The following is a 16,826-nucleotide window of genomic DNA, read 5'->3' as shown; positions in this document are numbered from 1 at the left end:
GGAATACATGACAGTACTTAAATCACTTGCTGCTGCGCTTCTGGCTACGGCGGCCCTCACAACGACGGCAATTGCCTGCGAAGTAACCCTGAAATCTTCCGACACGCATCCGGACGGCTACCCGACTGTTGAAGCCGTCAAGCATATGGGTGAGCTCCTGAAGGCGCGCACGGACGGCCGTGTTTGCGTTGAAGTCTTTCATTCGGCGCAGCTTGGCCAGGAGAAGGACACCATCGAGCAGACGAAATTCGGTGTGATCGATCTCAACCGCGTATCCATGGGCCCCTTCAACAACCTTGTGGAGGAAACCAAGGTTGTTTCGCTGCCCTACGTCTTCAAGGGCGTCGATCACATGCACAGGGTCATGGATGGCCCGATCGGCGAGGACATTCTCGCAGCGTTTGAACCACATGGCTACGTGGGTCTTGCCTTCTACGACGGCGGATCGCGCAGCTTCTACAATAGGGTCAAGCCCATCAAGTCGATCGAGGACCTGTCAGGCATGAAGGTCCGGGTGATGCAGTCCGACATATTCGTCGACATGATGTCGGCGCTGGGCGCGAATGCAACGCCGATGCCATACGGTGAAGTTTATTCCTCCATTCAGACCGGGGTCATAGACGGGGCGGAAAACAACTGGCCGTCCTACGAGTCCTCGGGGCATTACGAAGTGGCAGGCTACTACACCCTGGACGAACACCTGATCGTTCCGGAAGTCCTGGTCATGTCCAAGGCGTCCTGGGACAAGCTCTCGCCGGAAGACCAGGAAGCCGTGAAGCAGGCGGCCAAGGAATCGGTTCCCTTCATGCGCGACCTTTGGAAAGCGCGGGAGAAAGCTTCTGAGGAAAAGGTCAGGGCAGCCGGTGTCGAGGTCATCACCGAAATCGACAAGGAACCCTTCATGGCCGCGATGGACAGCGTCTACGAAAAGCACGTCACGTCCGACAAGCTGAAGGACCTTGTCGGCCGGATCCGCTCAACAGACTGAAGCAACCGGAAATCTGCGGCCTTCCGGCCGCAGATTTCACTTTCGGGAAAATGACGTGCAGGCACAACTTTCAATTCTGGCACGCGTAATGCGCTGGATTTCAACACTGGCTTTATGGCTTGCAGGCGCAGGGCTCATCCTGATGACCGTCTTCATCTCCGCACAGGTGTTCATGCGCTACGTTCTGAACGACAGCCTCGTCTGGAGCGAACCGGCTTCCGTGATCCTGATGGGGTGGTTCATCTTTCTGGGGGCGGCGGTCGGTATCCGCGAAGGCTATCATCTCAGCTTTGATGTGCTGCTCTATTTTCTGCCCAAAAGCGCCAAACATGTGCTCTTCAGCATATCCGATGCGGTTGTTGCCGCTTTCGGAGCGGGCATGGCTTGGTACGGCTCGGAGCTTGCCTTGTCGGCCTGGGACGTGAAGTTGCCGTCGCTCGGCATCTCCGGAGCCATCGACTTCCTTCCGCTGGTCGGGGGTGGCTGTCTCGTATTCCTGTTCTCGCTGGAACGTCTTGCCCGGCGGGCTGCGGGCCAGCCGACCGCGCGTTTCGGCGAAACCGATACGGCAGGGGTCTGACATGGAACCCTTCATTCTGTTTGGAACATTCACCTTGCTGCTCCTGATCGGGACGCCGGTGGCGTTCTGCCTCGGTGCGGCTTCGCTGGCGACGGTGCTCTACATGGGATTGCCTCCCGTCATCGTTTTTCAGCGGTTGAATTCCGGGGTCTCCGTCTTTGCGCTGATGGCCATTCCGTTCTTCATCTTTGCCGGGGAGCTGATGGTGCGTGGCGATATCGCGCGCCGATTGGTCGCGCTCGCCGGCGCGGTCGTCGGCCACCTTCGCGGCGGGCTGGGTCAAGTGAATATTGCCGCATCGGTCCTCTTCGGAGGGATCTCCGGTTCGGCCGCCGCCGATGCAACGGCAATTGGCGGTCTGATGATCCCGCAAATGAAGAAGAAGGGCTACTCGGTCGAGTACGGCGTGAATATCACCGTCATGTCGTCGATTATCGCGCTGATGCTGCCGCCATCGCACAACATGATCATCTATTCGATTTCCGCGGGTGGCCGCTTGTCGATTGCCGACCTGTTCACGGCCGGTATTCTGCCGGGCCTCTTGCTGGCGGCGGCCCTAATGATCACGGCCTGGATTGTCGCCCGGCGTGCCGGGTACCCAACCGAAGCCTTTCCGGGCATGGCCGCGCTCGGAGCTTTGTTCATCAATGCAGTTCCCGGTCTGCTGCTGATTGCGATCATTTTCGGAGGCGTACGCTCAGGTGTCTTCACCGCATCTGAAAGTTCCTGCATTGCGGCGGTCTATGCGCTCCTTGTTACGACACTTGCCTACCGGACAATGCGCTGGAACGAATTTGTCGCTGCCACGAAGGCTGCCGTCCGGACAACGGCGATGGTGCTTCTGGTGATCGGTTGTGCGGCATCTTTTGGCTGGCTACTGGCATTCCTGAAAATTCCGGCAGAACTGGTCGCTTTCCTGAAGGACATCTCAGAAAACCCGATCGTCATCCTGCTGATGATCAACATCGTCCTGTTGTTCCTGGGAACCTTCATGGACATGTCACCGCTGATCGTGATTACAACCCCGATTTTTCTGCCGGTCGCAACGGCATTCGGCGTCGATCCGGTGCATTTCGGCGTGATCCTGGTTCTCAACCTCGGGATAGGCCTGTGCACACCCCCTGTCGGTACGGTTCTCTTCGTCGGTTGCGCGGTCGGGAAGATATCCGTCTGGGATGCAATTCGCACGGTCTGGCCATTCTACGGCGCTGCCGTCTTCACGCTGATGCTTGTGACCTACATCCCGGCCCTGTCGCTGTGGCTACCATCTCTTTTCCATTGAGGTTGAGAACGTGTTCGTAAAAAAGTTCCCGCAAGTCCCAGCGGATCCGGGCGTATCCCGGCGAGTGCTGTCCGACAGTCCGCAGCTGATGGTCGTGGCCTTCCGGTTTGAGGAGAAGGATGCCGAAGGCAAACTTCATTCGCACCCTCATGTGCAATCGACCTATGTCGAAAGCGGCGCCTTCAGATTCACGATCGATGGCCTGGAATTTGACGTCGCTGCTGGCGACAGCTTCATCATTCCCTCAGGAGCCAGACACGGTTGCATTTGCGTCGAGCCAGGCACCCTGATTGATACGTTCACGCCGCGCCGTGACGATTTTCTCTGACACCCTAGACACCTGGAATCCGCATCATGCTCACTGTTGAGACGCGCTACGCGATCGATCCCGATTACGCGAAAACCCTGGATACTGATGGCATTCGCAAGCACTTTCATGCCGACGGTCTATTCGTCGATGATGAAATCAAAATGGTCTACAGCCATTACGACCGGCTGATCCTCGGGGGCGTTGCGCCTGTGAACGGAAAACTGGTGCTTGACGAAGTAACAGAGACAGGTACGCCATCGTTGCTGGACAGGCGCGAACTCGGTGTTCTGAACATAGGGGCCACTGGAACTGTTGAGGTGGACGGTCAGACTTACGAGATCGCCCGAGGCGACGTTCTCTATGTTGGAATGGGCGCGGGGCCGGTCAGCTTCTCGGCACCCGGGCGCTACTACGTTTTGTCCGCACCTGCACATCGCGGTCATCCGACCAGACTGATCAGGGCCGAGGAAGCCAGGCGCGTCGAACTGGGTTCTGCCGAAACTGCGAACAAGCGGGTCATCCTGCAATTCCTTCACCCCGAAGTTGCCCAAAGCTGCCAGCTCATGATGGGGTACACGCAGTTTGCGCCCGGGTCCGTGTGGAACACGATGCCCGCCCATGTTCATGATCGCCGCATGGAAGCCTATCTCTATTTCGACCTCGGAGCCGACCAGCGCGTGTTTCACTTCATGGGCAAGCCGGATGAGACCCGGCACCTGGTGGTGGCGAACGAGGAAGCCATTCTTTCTCCACCATGGTCGATCCATTGCGGGGCAGGGACCGGAGCGTACACGTTCTGCTGGGCGATGGCCGGCGACAATATGGACTTCACCGACATGGACATGGTCGCCATTGGGGACCTGCGATGAGCGCCTTTGATCTTCACGGCAAGCGGGCACTCGTAACGGGTGCCAACACGGGCATCGGGCAGGCGATTGCCGTCGCCATGGGAAAGGCCGGTGCAGAAGTGATCTGCGCAGCCCGCCGGGATTGTGAAGAGACGCTGGAAAAGCTGGACCATGGCCGGTATCTGGCGCTGGACCTTTCCGATCCGATGGCGGCGGTTCCGGTTTTCGAACGCGAACAGATAGACATCCTGGTCAACAATGCCGGCATCATCCGCCGGTCAGATTCTGCCGAGTTCAACGAAACGGACTGGGATGACGTCATGGATGTCAATCTGAAGGCGGTCTTTTTCACCTGTCAGGCCTTCGGCAGGGCGGCAATGGGGGCAGGACGAAAGGGCGCGATCGTCAACATCGCCTCACTTCTTTCCTTTCAGGGCGGTATTCGCGTGCCTTCTTACACGGCTTCGAAACACGGTGTTGCTGGCATAACAAAACTCCTGGCCAACGAATGGGCCGCAAAAGGAATAAACGTCAACGCGATCGCGCCCGGCTACATAGCGACCAACAACACGGAAGCTCTTCGGAATGACGCGGAACGCAACCGGCAGATCCTGGAGCGGATACCTGCCGGACGCTGGGGAGAAGCGAGCGATATCGGCGAGGCCGCGGTGTTCCTCTCCTCGCCCGCGGCACAGTACATTCACGGTGCCGTTCTGAATGTGGATGGGGGCTGGCTTGCGCGCTAGTGCGGTGAATTTGAAATACGTTCTGGCTTGTGCTGAGAAAAAGAGGCGCATTTCAAATTCGCCACAATAGGTCATAGCCTCATAAATCGGCCCACATGGCGCAGCAGGGAGCCAAATTCGACGCTTTCGTCAACGAATTCAACGATGAAAGGCCTCACGAAGCACTTGCCATGAAGACCCCAGCGAAAGTCTTCACATCCTCAGCAAGGCTTTATTAGGGCCTGCCGCACCTGGACTATCCATTCCATGACCGGGACACCCTGGTCACGGCTTGTGGGCGGATCTGCAGGCATCGCAAGAAGATCAACGTCTCGACCGTACTGGCCGGTCAGAGGCTCGGAATAAAAGAAGTGGAGGATGGAAATTGGCTGATCAGCTTCATGAGCTATGATCTGGGATATATCGACCTGGAGCAGAGAACACTACAGACAATCGACAACCCGTTCGGCACGAGGTTGCAACCCATGTCTCTGGTACAAAACGTTTCCTATGTCTCCGGATCGGACATTTTGGAAAATGGTAGCGGAGGAGGGACTCGAACCCCCGACACGCGGATTATGATTTAGGCTTAAGTCTCAATCATGAAGCTGCGCGCCGACCCAGACCGGTTCGCGGACCGATTGATCTTGTTCAGGATATTGTCTTTGTCTTGCCTCAAACTTATCCAGCGTGTTGCACCTAAGCCCAGCAGCATTTGCACCCCTACTGCAACCCAGCATGTTTTCAATTTTCTTATTTTGGGTTGTGGCAGCTTTGTGCGCCCATTTGGTTCCTGAGAATACCCTTGATAGTTCTCAAAACCCGTCGTGATGATGGCCATCACAGGTCACAGAAGCATTCGAGCGGGGCGCTCGACGAGTTCACGCACTTGGGAGGGTTTGGGCCTCGCCTTGCAAACATTGCGTCAAGCTCAACCGACGTCATCGAGGCAATGCAGGCAGCTATCGAGAGCTCAGACGGCGGTGAAGCTTATCTGCCGTCGAGAATCTGCAGCGGTCGCGCAATCGGATAATTGCCCGATTATCCAATGACGACCGAAATAAGGATTGCCTAATGCTTTCTTGCTCGGCTAGATCAGGTAATGATCGTTACAGTAGCATTTGATGTAAAGAATCACGTTGAAGTGGTGGAAGACTGGCCTATCAAGTTGGGTGATAGGACCTTCTTGCTGGAACGTGAAGCCAACGTATTGAAGCGCGTTTGCGTCGCCTTCTCCGGCGTGGATGTCGCACAGGCCCCGTTAGTGCAGCCAACCGGGTCGGAAGCCGAGATTCCGTCCATCAAGATAATGGGAGGCGGGCATGCCTCTCGGGCTCGGAAGAGCATCATGAATTGGCAGGCCGTTATTAGCGGCCAGCAGATAGTAGACCTGGACTACGACAATTACGAACTGCGCTTCCGCGCGGAAGACGTGAGTGAAGAAACCAGTATTCATCTCACGTCGTTTCGCTCGAATGCCTACAATGCTCTGAATCGGGAGTGCGATTTCGAGCAGATCGGAAGGGCTTTTTGCGTAAATCAGATTTCCGATGATCGAATAGAATCGAATTCGCATTTTCGCGAAGGGCGACTAGCATACGGTGCTGGACGGTATGTCGACGCGTATAACAACATGTACCTGTTTCTAGAGACGCGATTTTGCGATGGAAAGACCGGTAATGAAAAGCAGACGGACCTCCTGTTAAAGCAAGCAGAGCTCTGCCAAGCCATCGAGAACAATGCGAAGGTGTTCGCCAAGCAAAAATCAACTAGAGAGCCTGCGTTCAATCTCTTTAAACCTGGAGACAGCACTCGCGAAAAGATTCGAGCCTTGGTTCTGCTGCGTGGTAAGCTGCGTCATCATTCGCTTAAGAGTCCGCAGCGCTGGGATCCGAACAAGCAAAGTGAATACGAAGGTGCGGCAAGATTCCTAGGCGCTGTAGTCGGCGAAATCGTCATTAGGGAGACGCTCGATGATATTTACGGACCCACTGCACTGCAGTTGTTCCGCGAAATCTCGGTCGCCGAGGGTCATGAGACCAAGATTAAGGTGAACACATATCGGCTCAACAAGGAGCGAACGCTGGTATTGGACATGAGCTATCCGACGACGGTCTTGTCCAGTAGGCTTTGCCTGTCTTCGCTCCGAAGCGCTTTGCAATCATGTGAAGAAAATGGACAACTCGAGGACACGGTTCGATTGCAAGCATCGAGTAGCCGTTCCGAACTAGAGCTGTTTTCGTTGAATTTCGACGTTTGGGCCTACACCCAGAGTCGAGCGATCGAAACGAACGAACCTATCATCTCGGTCCGGTGCGGCTTCGAGCATTATCGGGCCGGAATCATAGTCCGACATGAATTCTCGATTCCCGTCCCGGGCAGCAAGCTCTCGATCCCAGACGTGTGGAAGCTGCTGCTTAAATGCTTCGACCATATTGAGGAAAGGGACCCGACGACGCGGATCATGAGCCTGAAGCTGTATTTGCGTGACGGGCACAAAGCTTTTGTCGCATATCGCGTAGGCGCTCAGGTCAACAACTGAGCCTGGTCGGCGATCGAGGCATTTCATCAGATCGATCGGATGGCAGTTTTCACCAAAACTGGTCTGAAAGAAGACAGTCCCCTCGCGGTCCCATAACTTTCGGACTGGTCTTGGAATGTGCGGCGAGTCCGCTTTGCGGCCCCATTCCTGATGTTCGCTGCGTTGAAACCTGAGCCCAAAAGCGGACATTCAACTCAGATGCAGCAATTTGTGGGAAGGGGCGGGAAACGGATACTCGCTGAATTGCGAACGAAGGTGCAGACGGGAAGCCAACACCCTAAATCGTCGATGCCAGTCTTAAAGTTGTTGCACCTTCGGAGAATGTTGTCTGAAATACTCGTCCTTCTCGATTGTATGATGCCTTTGCGATTGTTTTTGTGCTTGTCCCGTCCTAAAGCAGACGTCGATGCTGTTTGCTCTTTCAATTGCACTCGCCTATGCGCTTACCAATATCGATGGCCTCTTTGCCTTCTTCGCAATCGCGACATCAGGAAGGTACAAACAAGCGCTGATCGGTTTCCTGTTTGCGCAGATTCTGGTTGTTGTAGGGGCATATGTTGCAGGCGCGGGTGTAACATTCTTGACACCGCACGCTCTTGGCTATCTCGGCATTGTGCCACTATCTCTTGGTGTATGGGAAGTTTGGAGAAACATGTCTCGCTCTGGAAAGAGCACAGACACACCAAAGCCAGCGCACTCAATCTTCAGCGCCGCGGTTATCTTCCTTGCGTTAAGCGCTGATACATTCATCCTCATCGCTGCTTTTTTCGCCGATACGGCCGCGGTGCTCGATCGGCATGTCCTTCTAGGTGCTCTTATCGCAGTAACGGGCCTTGTCGTCGCTGGCACCCTGCTAACCAAAAGTTTTGGGAGTAACCGAAGAATCCAGTGGTTTTTCGAAAACCTCTCACCTTTCGTTATGATCGCTGCCGGGATCTACATTCTTCTCGATACAGCAACGGACACACTCTGAGAGACTGGGCACCCGGACTTCCGCACCACCGGTCTTCATTAACGCCTAACCCGTTACCGCTCCTGCAATGCTAGGCGGGCACCGAGGGCGCAATAAATGCCACCAACGACTTTGCTTTGCCATTTCACGACGGCAGGGTGCTTCTTAAGGAAACTACCGAGCTTGCCAGCCCCGACAGCGAAGATCACGGTACTGAATAGGCCTAGCAGCACGAAGATTACACCAAGCACAGTTAGTTGAAGCATGACCGAACCGTTCTCCGGTTTCACGAACTGCGGTAGGAAGGCCAGAAAGAACAACGCTGTTTTCGGATTTAAGATCTCTGCGATGATAGCCTGTTTGAACGCCTTTTTTGCCGTGATCGGCGCGCTCCCACGACTGAGATCCAGAGGTGTCTTGTCAAAGATGGCGACAATGCCGAGATAAACGAGATACGCGGCCCCTGCGTACTTGATGAGGCTGAAAAGAAGCGCTGACGTCGCAATAATCGCCGATACACCGATGATCGCCATGAAGGTGTGTACAACGTCCCCGGCAGCGATCCCTGCTCCGGTTGCAATTCCGGCCTTTGTTCCCGAACTCGTCGCCCGTGCCACGGTCAGTAGTGTTGCCGGTCCCGGTATGAACACGAACCCCAGGACGATGGTGACATATGCAATCAGCGTAGCAGTATCGATCATAAAGGTCTCCAAATCGACGGTCGACATGATGTTAGTTACACGTCGTGTCGACAACAAGCATTGATGCATCGACCTCGAATTGGAGTGTCTTGTACCGTTTTTGTGAGTGTGCCGTCGCTTAGTTTGGAGAATTGAATTTAGAAGTTTCGTCGATTTCAGAAATTTTCTGAAACTCGGTCAACAGCTCGGGGAAACTCTGGGCGAGGTAGCGAACCACGCGCGCATTCTCGATCAAACGTTTCACGTATCCTGTTGCAATCACCAAATCGAGATGATCCTGGCCATAGGTTTCTTCAAGCAGATGAAACTCACGATCTAATTGGGCAGACTCTTGCTCCATACGCGCAATTTGTTCGTCGGTAAGCCCATTTATTTTCTTCGGTTTTGCAGTTTCAACTAGCTGAGGGACAGGTGTAGCCCCGACGAGCGACCGTGCGTATGGACAAGAAAATTTGTTCATCGCGATCATAAGCTGGGCGGCTTCAATCTGCCTCAGAGGTTTCATTTTACGCAGTTCCCTGAAGGTGTTTATCGGGACGTGCTTGTCCTTTAAAAGTTCAACTACTTCGGCACATATTCCTTCAAGCAGTCCACGTTTCGTTCTGATGTTCTGAATATTGACGTTCAAGACACGCGCGAGCACTTCTTCAGACACACCCTTTTCAATGGCTTTCAGGATCATTTGATGTTCTTGGATGGTCGCGAGCCGATTGACCCGCTTATTGTACGTGTAAGCTTCATCATCCGTTGCGATCAAACAGTCGACTTCCTCATGTCCGAGTTCCGTCAAGACCGACACTCTCATGTGTCCGTCCAACAGGAGGTATTTCTCTTTTTCATCGCGATCTGGAACGACAACCGGAGGCTCAGCTAAACCGGAATAGAAGATCGAGGAACGTATCTGGCCGTATTTCTTGGACTTCTTTATCCTGTCCGACACAATTCTTAGAGGTGTGATACTGGAGATGAAAAGCCTTATCGGCTCACGATGAAACGCCAGTTTGACCAAAGGAGCTTCTTTTGGGCTCATCGCGTCAGCTCCTGACGCTCCATCCGATCAGCAAGCTTCTTAGGTATTGTGTCTAATTGCTCGGATTTGAGCAGTTCAAGGAACCCTTCGTTAGTTAGAAGTTCCTTCAGTGCGTGGGCGATGAAAATCAGCCGATTGCGCGTTGCATCCGCTTTTCGAATGAGGAGTTTTTTGCGGTCAGTGTCTTCCTTGTAGGCACGTACCAACGCCTCGGACGAAATTCTTCTCTTCCGCTGCACGCTGCTTAGGAGAGCCTTGCCCCGACGGGTCCGGCTCTCGACAACTTTCTTAGCAATAAGAAGCTTACGTCCTCTAAGAATGTTATTTTCATAAGCATTCTGAAGAGCGTCCTGAACTCCGTCGTCATCCGCATCAACAATCTCAACAGCAACACTGATCGGAATTTGCCCAGCTTCAACGGAACGAAGCAAGCGCTGTTCACCTTGGCGAATGAGTTTGCCGATGCCCTTTACATACTCGGTTGAAAGCCCTGTCTTTCTGGCAATTTCTGGCTCGCTGTAGCCCCTTTCCTTCATACCTTCTATGTCACGAACCAGGTCGATCGCTTGGTGTTGCCTACGTGCGCAGTTTTCAACCAAGCTCTTCACCAGGCTTGTTTGAGTATCTGCTCGAATGACGATCGCGGGTATTTCCACCTGCCCTAACTGTTTGAAGGCCTCAAGCCTGCCTTGCCCGCACACCAGTTGGTAACGCGCTTCTGTTGCCTCTTCCGTCTTAGAAACGGTGATGGGTCGCTTTAACCCCACATCGCGAATGCTTGAAACGATTTCTCTAAAGATTTTCTTGTTACGCAACCGAGGGTTCAGGATGGAGATCCTGTGAATGGGAACCAGCTCGATTTGCAGTTTTTCTGCGTCTGGCATCATGCAGCCTCGTGAATTGAGAGCCGTTCCGCCAAAGCAAATAGTGGGCTTAGCGTTTCAAATCGATAGGCATCAATCCAAACCCCATTGTCTTCAGAAAGCCTCAGAGTTTCGGCTTCAACATCAAATGTTGGGAGGATGAGATAATCCTTCGCACTGGTGTTTTCAGTATTCATCCGCACTGCGATCGTAAGGTCTGGATACAGGCTCCGATCAAGCCGCACTTTCCAGCGCAGAGAGCCTGCGTTCGTTTGAAAGCAACGACTGATCGTAAGCGAAGCTGTAAACTCCTGATTTATCGTCAGAAGATCGGTAATCTCGTCTCTGGAGACTTTCCCTCCAGCCTTCTCAATCCCTGAGATCGTCTCATTAACCGTATCAGGGTAGCGCCGCCGCAGAGCCCTGTTTACTTCGATGTAGCGATAGTCTCTTTCAGGAGTGTATCCGATCAGCTTGTACGCTTTCAGCAGCCCGCCAAACCGATGGCTAAAGGCTTTGCTCGAAGGGCAGTCCTGCGTTTCGTCGATTATCAATCCAGAAAGTACGCCTGTGCGTTCATAGACGGATCTCAACTGGTCAAGCATCTCGTCATTGGTCAGATGATGTGAGCGGGATTCAATTATTGCTCGGGCAGCATCGAAAGCTCGCGGGTCAACGATTGCCTCAAAAGCATGGTCAGCGCGAACCAGCATCGACGCATCATTTTTCAGTCGATGCTGCTTTAGCTTGAATGAAACGTGGTTCCAAACATTGTTGCCGATGTATTTTTCGTTGATGAGAATTTGATGCACGGTGCCTCTGGTCCAGGGGCGGTCAAGGTCTGTGGTAACACCTCGTTGGTTTAGCTGCTGGGCGATTGCTGTTTCATCCAAACCGCGTTCTACGAACTGTTGAAAGATCCACCTGACAATTGCGACTTCCTCTGACGGCCCTGGAACGAGCACAACCCTATCAGTCTGAATGCTTTTCCTTTCACCGCGCGTCAGAAGACCTTTTGGTCGGCCGTGCTCGTCTCTGAGCTCGCGACGCAGACCAAAGCCAGCCATTCCACCTTGTCGATAACCCATTTCAATGAGACGGCATTGCCCAGCGAACACTTTGACGGAGAGTTCGCGGCTGTACTCCGCTGCCATTCGTCGTTTGACAACCTTTTGTACGTCGGAACCGATACTGCCATCATTTTCGAACTGCTCTGCGCAGTATTCCACCTGAACACCTGCTCGCCGACATCGATATTCATAGAACGCACTCTCGTCTGCATCTTGAAAGCGCCCCCAACGACTGATGTCGTAGACAAGGATTACCGAGAAATTTGCCTTGCCGCTTTCGATATCCAAGATCAACTGGCTGAGTCCGTCGCGACCTTCGATGTTTAAGCCACTTCGTCCAGAGTCGGCGTACGTGCGAACAATCTTGAGACCACGCTTGTTTGCATAACGACGGATTGCTTCGGCTTGGTTTTCCGTTGAATACCTCTGATGCTCAGTCGACATGCGAACATACTCGGCGGCACGCGCTTTCAGCTCGTCACGCTCACCATCTTTGCTCTGATCGATGTCCTCTCTCGAACCCATCTTCCAGCCGTTATGCGCAGGTATCTAAGACGAGTTTTTGCTGCTTAACCCGCAACAGCGAAAACCCAACGAAAACTATATCTGGAGAGGGGATGCAATATGTCGCCGAAAATGCGCAACAACTTGCATGTTGGTTCAATCGAACAACTGAGCTCAGAAGCTTATGCGGCCGTCATTGCGACCGCGCTGCGTAGAGAACTTGGAGGAACACACAGAGCCGTAAAAACGGTACGTCGGTGGACCGGTGCTGGCGAACGTACGGTTACGAACTGGCTTGCGGCAGAGCACGGGCCAAGCGGGCCTCACCTAGCAATGCTCTCCCATCATTCTGACGCGGTTCTGGAGGCGTTTTTGATCATGTCCCGAAGAGAACGGGTTGTTATCGACCTCGAGGTGTTTCGTTTCAAAAATGTTCTTCTGGACACGTTGCAACGACTGCAAGAGGTAATCGAATGAAGATGTAAAAGCGTTAGTTGTCGCGTTTGACAAACAATTTGAACATGGTTCTAGGATCGTTTCAACGATATAATCTTTGACAGATTTGAGATTGTAAGTTCGGCATCTTCGACTAATTCATCACACCTCAACGCTTAAGGTGTTCAAGCATCTTATGAGATATAAATGTTCGCCCTTTAGTTTTTAGAGTTAGGCGTAAAGCAAAAATCATGACAAATTTTGCATGTGTCAATGTAGTTCTCTGAAATCAGTCTTGTTTAGGTTTAATACTTATTGACGTGGTGTGAACTTGCAGCTACGTGCGGCGCTGAAAACAATAAAAAAGGAAGAAGTCATATGAGGCGATCAATCCTAGTGATCGGCACAGCGCTGTCGTTTCTTAGTATAGCCACACAAGCCGGGGCAACAGAATTCACCGGTAAAGTTGTCCGCGTCACAGACGGTGACACACTGCGAATTCAATCTACTGAGCACGGTACGCTTACTATCCGGCTAAACGGTCTGGACGCTCCAGAAACCGGACGCACAGGTGGTAATGCCGCGACGAGGTTTATGCGAGGCTTGGTGAGCGGGCAACAGTTGCGTTGTGAGGCGGTTGACCAAGACCGATACGGCAGGATCGTCGCAATCTGTTACATAGACGGCAGAGATATCGCGGCCCTAGCCGTCGCCGCCGGTGTCGCCCTAGATTGCCGACGCTATTCAGGTGGGCGTTATGCCAAGTTTGAGCAGCCGGGAGTGGCTAAGAAGATTGGACGTAGGCCCTACTGCTAACAAAAAGGTGGGGTAACTATCACAACTCAGATACAACTTTTAATTATTGTTGAGCGCAATATACACTTAGAATGCGCCTTGTCGTTCAAAGTTCTCTTGCGTACTTGAACCATGCCGATTGGCTAAGCTGAGCTGCCTGCAAGCTCGTGAGGAAATGCTATGGAAGACAGTCAAACAAAACTGACCGCTGCAGAGGCAAAGGGCCTTCGCACCGCCAAAGAGCTTGAAGGCCATCTTTCCTGGCTTGAAACATTTACTCCCGCAGCTTTGGGCGTGCTCGCAATCGCCTCAGGAATCTACACATACCTGGGCGTGTCCTCTCTGCTGGAGGACACCGGTGCGATGAGTTTCTTCGCAGCAGTCGCGTATTCGATCGCCGTTTCGGTCGGCATCTTTGTCTTTTGGAGCTACATGCTTCGCTTGATGCCTGCGATGCGAAGTGCAGCAGGATTCATTGGGCTTTCAGTCTCGATGCTAGTTGGATCAGCTGCAATAATTGCAATGTCGAGTTGGCTGAACGCGGCTGCGCTCGCGGGATCAGCAGCTGTTGAACAGCATCTGGACACTACAGTCCGTGACTACCAAGCAGCGCTAGAGCAGGCACACGAAATTGCCCTTTCAGGGCAAGCTCTCGGACGCGAAGTTCAGCGGGCAAAAGAGGCATTCGAAGCGCTCGCCCAGCAAGAACGTTCTGGCGAGCTTTCAGGCACAGCTGGCGAGGGAGCAGTCTTTCGCGTTCTCACGCAAAAAACAGAAGAGCTACAAAATCTCGAGGAACAGATAAGGGAACAGCAGCCGCTGATTGACTCAGCCTTTGACGAGGGTAACGAGATTCTTGGACGAATGAGAGCCCTCACTGTTGCGCCTGGTCCGGTTGAACAAAGATCAGTGGCGTTCTCGGAAGAAAGCGTTCGCCTTGCTGGGGTGATTACCAACCTGAACCAATATTCGGTTGCCCCGCTTGTCGCACGAGCTGCTGAGGACCTGCCTGCGTCTGTTGTTCTGCCCGAACTCGACGGTCGAAACAGCAGCGTGCGAGAAGCCCAATCAAGCACCATTGCCTCGGTTCTGAACGCACTCGACCAACGCAGCCAAACCCTGAAACGTGCGGCTGATGAAGTGCTGGCTTTGGAGCCGCCGCAAGAGACTGCCTACAATCCGATCTCGAGTGCTGACGCAGTGATCAAATATGCTGGGAACTTCGTCCCCTCTTGGGCTGGCGCGATTGCAATCGATCTTTTGCCCGCCGTGCTAGTCTTCGTCCTCGCGATCACACAGGCATCGATCCGCAGTGGTCGAGATGGACTTAGCATCGAAGAGACCCTCACCCTGGCCGACCTGAAGGCAGCTATAAATGCGATGAAAGATGTCGAGGCTTCGATGGGCGCCGCGGACAAAGAAGTCTTGCGCCGTGTCGCGAATGCGGAAGCTTCAGAACCTGCGAACTTAAATGCTGCGGAGTAGCGCGTCGTGTTTTCTGAACGCTTTGATACATCGCGGATCACTGTGCAACGCAGCTTGAAGTGGATACTGATCGCGCAGGCGATATTGGCAACCGTACTGGTCCTTTCGCACTTACAAACGCAATGGTTCCCTAGCTTCAGCGGGAACAATGCACTGCCTACCGGGCCAGCGACGCCCGGTGATCAAGTGAGGCGTTACGAACCAACCCGAACGCTCCCTGACCTTACCAAAACCCCGATCCCGCTAGACATCGATGTTCCAAGTGAGATGCCTCCAAGGCTGCAATTCAAATTGATGGACGCTGGTGATTTGGGAGAAGCACTCTTTATGCATGGTCGCATTGAGACCGGTGATGCCGAGCGCCTTGCGAGTTTCCTTGCTAGCACTCCGGAGCCACCAGGGTTGATAACCCTCCACAGTCCCGGCGGCGATGTCCAAGAGGCACTGACCATTGGACGTAGCCTACGTGCGACCGAGGTCAACACCACTATGTTGCCAGGCATGGTGTGCCTTTCTTCATGCCCATACATTTTTGCTGCAGGTGTCGAGCGGTCAGCGTCGAAAAGCTCAGCCATAGGGATGCATCAGCATTACTACAGGGCTCCGGGGTACATGCCCGTTCTCTTGGCTGTGGAAGGAATACAGTATGGTCAGGGTGAAACAATGGAATATCTGATTGAGATGGGGATCGATCCTGGTTTGATGGTCTACTCGCTCAAAACTCCACCCGAAGAAATCTACATTTTGATCGAAGACGAGCTGCTCAGTTCCAAACTTGCAACGGCAATGATCGAATAATTTTGGTCGCGCGCCGAATTTTAGGCTGCGCCCAAAAGCAGACATTCATTTGCGGTGCAGCAACTTTCTAGGATGGGCAGGAAGCAGGAGGACAGAATGGATATCGCGCAAGCGCTTGACGTAGTCGAAGAAGAAAAACTAAAATCCGAAATTGCAAGCTTCCTCAAGGACTTCATGACACCGGCTTTTGGCTCGCTTCCCAAGCGCGAGATCGAACTACGCGTCTTCGATTTGATGCGAAATCTTGGCATCGTTAAGACTGAAGCGACGATCTACAGTCTAATGACAGATCTGATGGTCACACGAACAAAAGCTTCGCAGCTAATTTTCGATCTGGAAATACGCCAATATGGCAGTGACCAGGAGAGGCTCGACGAGCTTATCAAACAGGCTCTAATCAATACCAAGTTCGCCAAAGATGGCGATTACTTTGTGATGGAGATCGAGAACCCGCTGACTCTCGCGCATATGCGCCAGAGGATCCGGGAAATTGGACACTTTTCCGACACATCATTCAATTCTGCGTTGGTGCGCGCTCCCTTGGATACAGTCACAGACTTAATACTCAACATCATCCCCAACGATCAACACGAGGCTATCAAGGATGCTTTGGTCAATGCCGGCGCGCCTGACAATAGTGTGAAGGCGGTTATCAAGGGGGCGTTGAAAACGCTGGGTAGCAAAGTAATCGGAGAGGCCGCGGACCAGGTCGCAGAGGGTATTGTCGATAATTCAGCTAGCTTTCTTGGGCCACTTGTTAATGCCGTGATCGAACAGATTCGCGATCAATGGCAAGATCTTTTCGCTTCCGGAGCAAATTGACGATTAAACGTATCGGCGAAACGAGAGCAGCAGAGACTTCATACATAGCCGCGCATGAGTGACCTGATGAAATCACAGGCATTCCTATTGGCCCTG

General features: G+C 53.2%; 17 protein-coding genes and 1 pseudogene. 14 read left to right on the top strand and 4 right to left on the bottom strand.

Translation table 11 applies throughout. The features are described 5' to 3' along the window. The first annotated feature begins 7 nt into the window (after positions 1–7). The 9 genes and pseudogenes from ACO07N_RS00640 to ACO07N_RS00600 all read left to right on the top strand — a co-directional run bounded on the left by ACO07N_RS00640 (position 8) and on the right by ACO07N_RS00600 (position 8,248). Positions 8–988, top strand: a complete 981-nt coding sequence (locus ACO07N_RS00640) for a TRAP transporter substrate-binding protein (RefSeq protein WP_421979165.1) — start codon at positions 8–10, stop codon at positions 986–988. A gap of 88 nt (positions 989–1,076) precedes the next feature. Next, positions 1,077–1,568, top strand: coding sequence for a TRAP transporter small permease (locus ACO07N_RS00635; protein WP_421984357.1), 492 nt, complete (start codon positions 1,077–1,079; stop codon positions 1,566–1,568). 1 nt (position 1,569) lies between these two features. After that, complete coding sequence (locus ACO07N_RS00630) at positions 1,570–2,850, top strand: TRAP transporter large permease (RefSeq protein ID WP_421979164.1); 1,281 nt, start codon at positions 1,570–1,572, stop codon at positions 2,848–2,850. Between the two features lie 10 nt (positions 2,851–2,860). After that, positions 2,861–3,178, top strand: coding sequence for a cupin domain-containing protein (locus ACO07N_RS00625; protein WP_421979163.1), 318 nt, complete (start codon positions 2,861–2,863; stop codon positions 3,176–3,178). 26 nt (positions 3,179–3,204) lie between these two features. Beyond that, positions 3,205–4,029 (top strand): 5-dehydro-4-deoxy-D-glucuronate isomerase, encoded by an 825-nt coding sequence (kduI, locus tag ACO07N_RS00620; RefSeq protein WP_421979162.1) that lies wholly within the window; start codon positions 3,205–3,207, stop codon positions 4,027–4,029. Then, positions 4,026–4,754, top strand: coding sequence for a 2-dehydro-3-deoxy-D-gluconate 5-dehydrogenase KduD (gene kduD, locus ACO07N_RS00615; protein WP_421979161.1), 729 nt, complete (start codon positions 4,026–4,028; stop codon positions 4,752–4,754). The genes kduI and kduD overlap by 4 nt, the downstream gene beginning before the upstream one ends. Positions 4,755–4,855: 101 nt before the next feature. Continuing rightward, positions 4,856–5,212: pseudogene (locus tag ACO07N_RS00610) on the top strand (IS481 family transposase); the annotation flags it as partial. A 623-nt stretch (positions 5,213–5,835) separates the two neighbouring features. After that, the gene (locus ACO07N_RS00605) at positions 5,836–7,275 is read left to right on the top strand and encodes a hypothetical protein (protein ID WP_421979160.1); all 1,440 of its coding nucleotides are present in this window, start codon (positions 5,836–5,838) and stop codon (positions 7,273–7,275) included. Positions 7,276–7,681: 406 nt separating this feature from the next. Then, complete coding sequence (locus ACO07N_RS00600) at positions 7,682–8,248, top strand: hypothetical protein (RefSeq protein WP_421979159.1); 567 nt, start codon at positions 7,682–7,684, stop codon at positions 8,246–8,248. A 53-nt stretch (positions 8,249–8,301) separates the two neighbouring features. Here ACO07N_RS00600 and ACO07N_RS00595 read toward each other — a convergent pair whose 3' ends face one another. The 4 genes from ACO07N_RS00595 to ACO07N_RS00580 all read right to left on the bottom strand — a co-directional run bounded on the left by ACO07N_RS00595 (position 8,302) and on the right by ACO07N_RS00580 (position 12,416). Then, positions 8,302–8,928, bottom strand: a complete 627-nt coding sequence (locus ACO07N_RS00595; protein WP_421979158.1) for a LysE family translocator — start codon at positions 8,926–8,928, stop codon at positions 8,302–8,304. A 118-nt stretch (positions 8,929–9,046) separates the two neighbouring features. Continuing rightward, on the bottom strand, positions 9,047–9,958 hold the full coding sequence (locus tag ACO07N_RS00590) for a plasmid partitioning protein RepB C-terminal domain-containing protein (RefSeq protein ID WP_421979157.1): 912 nt from the start codon (positions 9,956–9,958) through the stop codon (positions 9,047–9,049). After that, the gene (locus tag ACO07N_RS00585) at positions 9,955–10,845 is read right to left on the bottom strand and encodes a ParB/RepB/Spo0J family partition protein (protein ID WP_421979156.1); all 891 of its coding nucleotides are present in this window, start codon (positions 10,843–10,845) and stop codon (positions 9,955–9,957) included. Before ACO07N_RS00585 ends, ACO07N_RS00590 begins: the two co-directional genes overlap by 4 nt. Next, on the bottom strand, positions 10,842–12,416 hold the full coding sequence (locus tag ACO07N_RS00580; RefSeq protein WP_421979155.1) for a recombinase family protein: 1,575 nt from the start codon (positions 12,414–12,416) through the stop codon (positions 10,842–10,844). The genes ACO07N_RS00585 and ACO07N_RS00580 overlap by 4 nt, the downstream gene beginning before the upstream one ends. Positions 12,417–12,515: 99 nt before the next feature. Between ACO07N_RS00580 and ACO07N_RS00575 the strand changes: the two genes are divergently transcribed. The 5 genes from ACO07N_RS00575 to ACO07N_RS00555 all read left to right on the top strand — a co-directional run bounded on the left by ACO07N_RS00575 (position 12,516) and on the right by ACO07N_RS00555 (position 16,730). Then, entirely contained in the window at positions 12,516–12,872 is a 357-nt protein-coding gene (locus ACO07N_RS00575) for a hypothetical protein (protein ID WP_421979154.1), read from the top strand. Between the two features lie 336 nt (positions 12,873–13,208). After that, positions 13,209–13,646: a thermonuclease family protein gene (locus ACO07N_RS00570; protein ID WP_421979153.1), complete on the top strand. Its 438-nt coding sequence runs from the start codon at positions 13,209–13,211 to the stop codon at positions 13,644–13,646. A 159-nt stretch (positions 13,647–13,805) separates the two neighbouring features. Then, positions 13,806–15,110 (top strand): hypothetical protein, encoded by a 1,305-nt coding sequence (locus ACO07N_RS00565; RefSeq protein ID WP_421979152.1) that lies wholly within the window; start codon positions 13,806–13,808, stop codon positions 15,108–15,110. Between the two features lie 6 nt (positions 15,111–15,116). Continuing rightward, entirely contained in the window at positions 15,117–15,908 is a 792-nt protein-coding gene (locus ACO07N_RS00560) for a hypothetical protein (RefSeq protein ID WP_421979151.1), read from the top strand. 96 nt (positions 15,909–16,004) lie between these two features. After that, positions 16,005–16,730: a hypothetical protein gene (locus ACO07N_RS00555; RefSeq protein WP_421979150.1), complete on the top strand. Its 726-nt coding sequence runs from the start codon at positions 16,005–16,007 to the stop codon at positions 16,728–16,730. Positions 16,731–16,826 lie beyond the last annotated feature (96 nt).

The organism is Roseibium sp., assembly GCF_965229775.1.
Lineage (GTDB): Bacteria > Pseudomonadota > Alphaproteobacteria > Rhizobiales > Stappiaceae > Roseibium.
This window is presented reverse-complemented; position numbering and strand designations above follow the sequence as displayed.

Bases quoted from the DNA above. Each gene is read 5' to 3' on its own strand.
- ACO07N_RS00570 (WP_421979153.1), top strand. From the start codon at position 13,209: ATGAGGCGATCAATCCTAGTGATCGGCACAGCGCTGTCGTTTCTTAGT.
- kduI (WP_421979162.1), top strand. From the start codon at position 3,205: ATGCTCACTGTTGAGACGCGCTACGCGATCGATCCCGATTACGCGAAA.
- ACO07N_RS00565 (WP_421979152.1), top strand. From the start codon at position 13,806: ATGGAAGACAGTCAAACAAAACTGACCGCTGCAGAGGCAAAGGGCCTT.
- ACO07N_RS00635 (WP_421984357.1), top strand. From the start codon at position 1,077: ATGCGCTGGATTTCAACACTGGCTTTATGGCTTGCAGGCGCAGGGCTC.
- ACO07N_RS00630 (WP_421979164.1), top strand. From the start codon at position 1,570: ATGGAACCCTTCATTCTGTTTGGAACATTCACCTTGCTGCTCCTGATC.
- ACO07N_RS00580 (WP_421979155.1), bottom strand. From the start codon at position 12,416: ATGGGTTCGAGAGAGGACATCGATCAGAGCAAAGATGGTGAGCGTGAC.
- kduD (WP_421979161.1), top strand. From the start codon at position 4,026: ATGAGCGCCTTTGATCTTCACGGCAAGCGGGCACTCGTAACGGGTGCC.
- ACO07N_RS00590 (WP_421979157.1), bottom strand. From the start codon at position 9,958: ATGAGCCCAAAAGAAGCTCCTTTGGTCAAACTGGCGTTTCATCGTGAG.
- ACO07N_RS00605 (WP_421979160.1), top strand. From the start codon at position 5,836: ATGATCGTTACAGTAGCATTTGATGTAAAGAATCACGTTGAAGTGGTG.
- ACO07N_RS00595 (WP_421979158.1), bottom strand. From the start codon at position 8,928: ATGATCGATACTGCTACGCTGATTGCATATGTCACCATCGTCCTGGGG.
- ACO07N_RS00600 (WP_421979159.1), top strand. From the start codon at position 7,682: ATGCTGTTTGCTCTTTCAATTGCACTCGCCTATGCGCTTACCAATATC.
- ACO07N_RS00640 (WP_421979165.1), top strand. From the start codon at position 8: ATGACAGTACTTAAATCACTTGCTGCTGCGCTTCTGGCTACGGCGGCC.
- ACO07N_RS00575 (WP_421979154.1), top strand. From the start codon at position 12,516: ATGTCGCCGAAAATGCGCAACAACTTGCATGTTGGTTCAATCGAACAA.
- ACO07N_RS00555 (WP_421979150.1), top strand. From the start codon at position 16,005: ATGGATATCGCGCAAGCGCTTGACGTAGTCGAAGAAGAAAAACTAAAA.
- ACO07N_RS00585 (WP_421979156.1), bottom strand. From the start codon at position 10,845: ATGATGCCAGACGCAGAAAAACTGCAAATCGAGCTGGTTCCCATTCAC.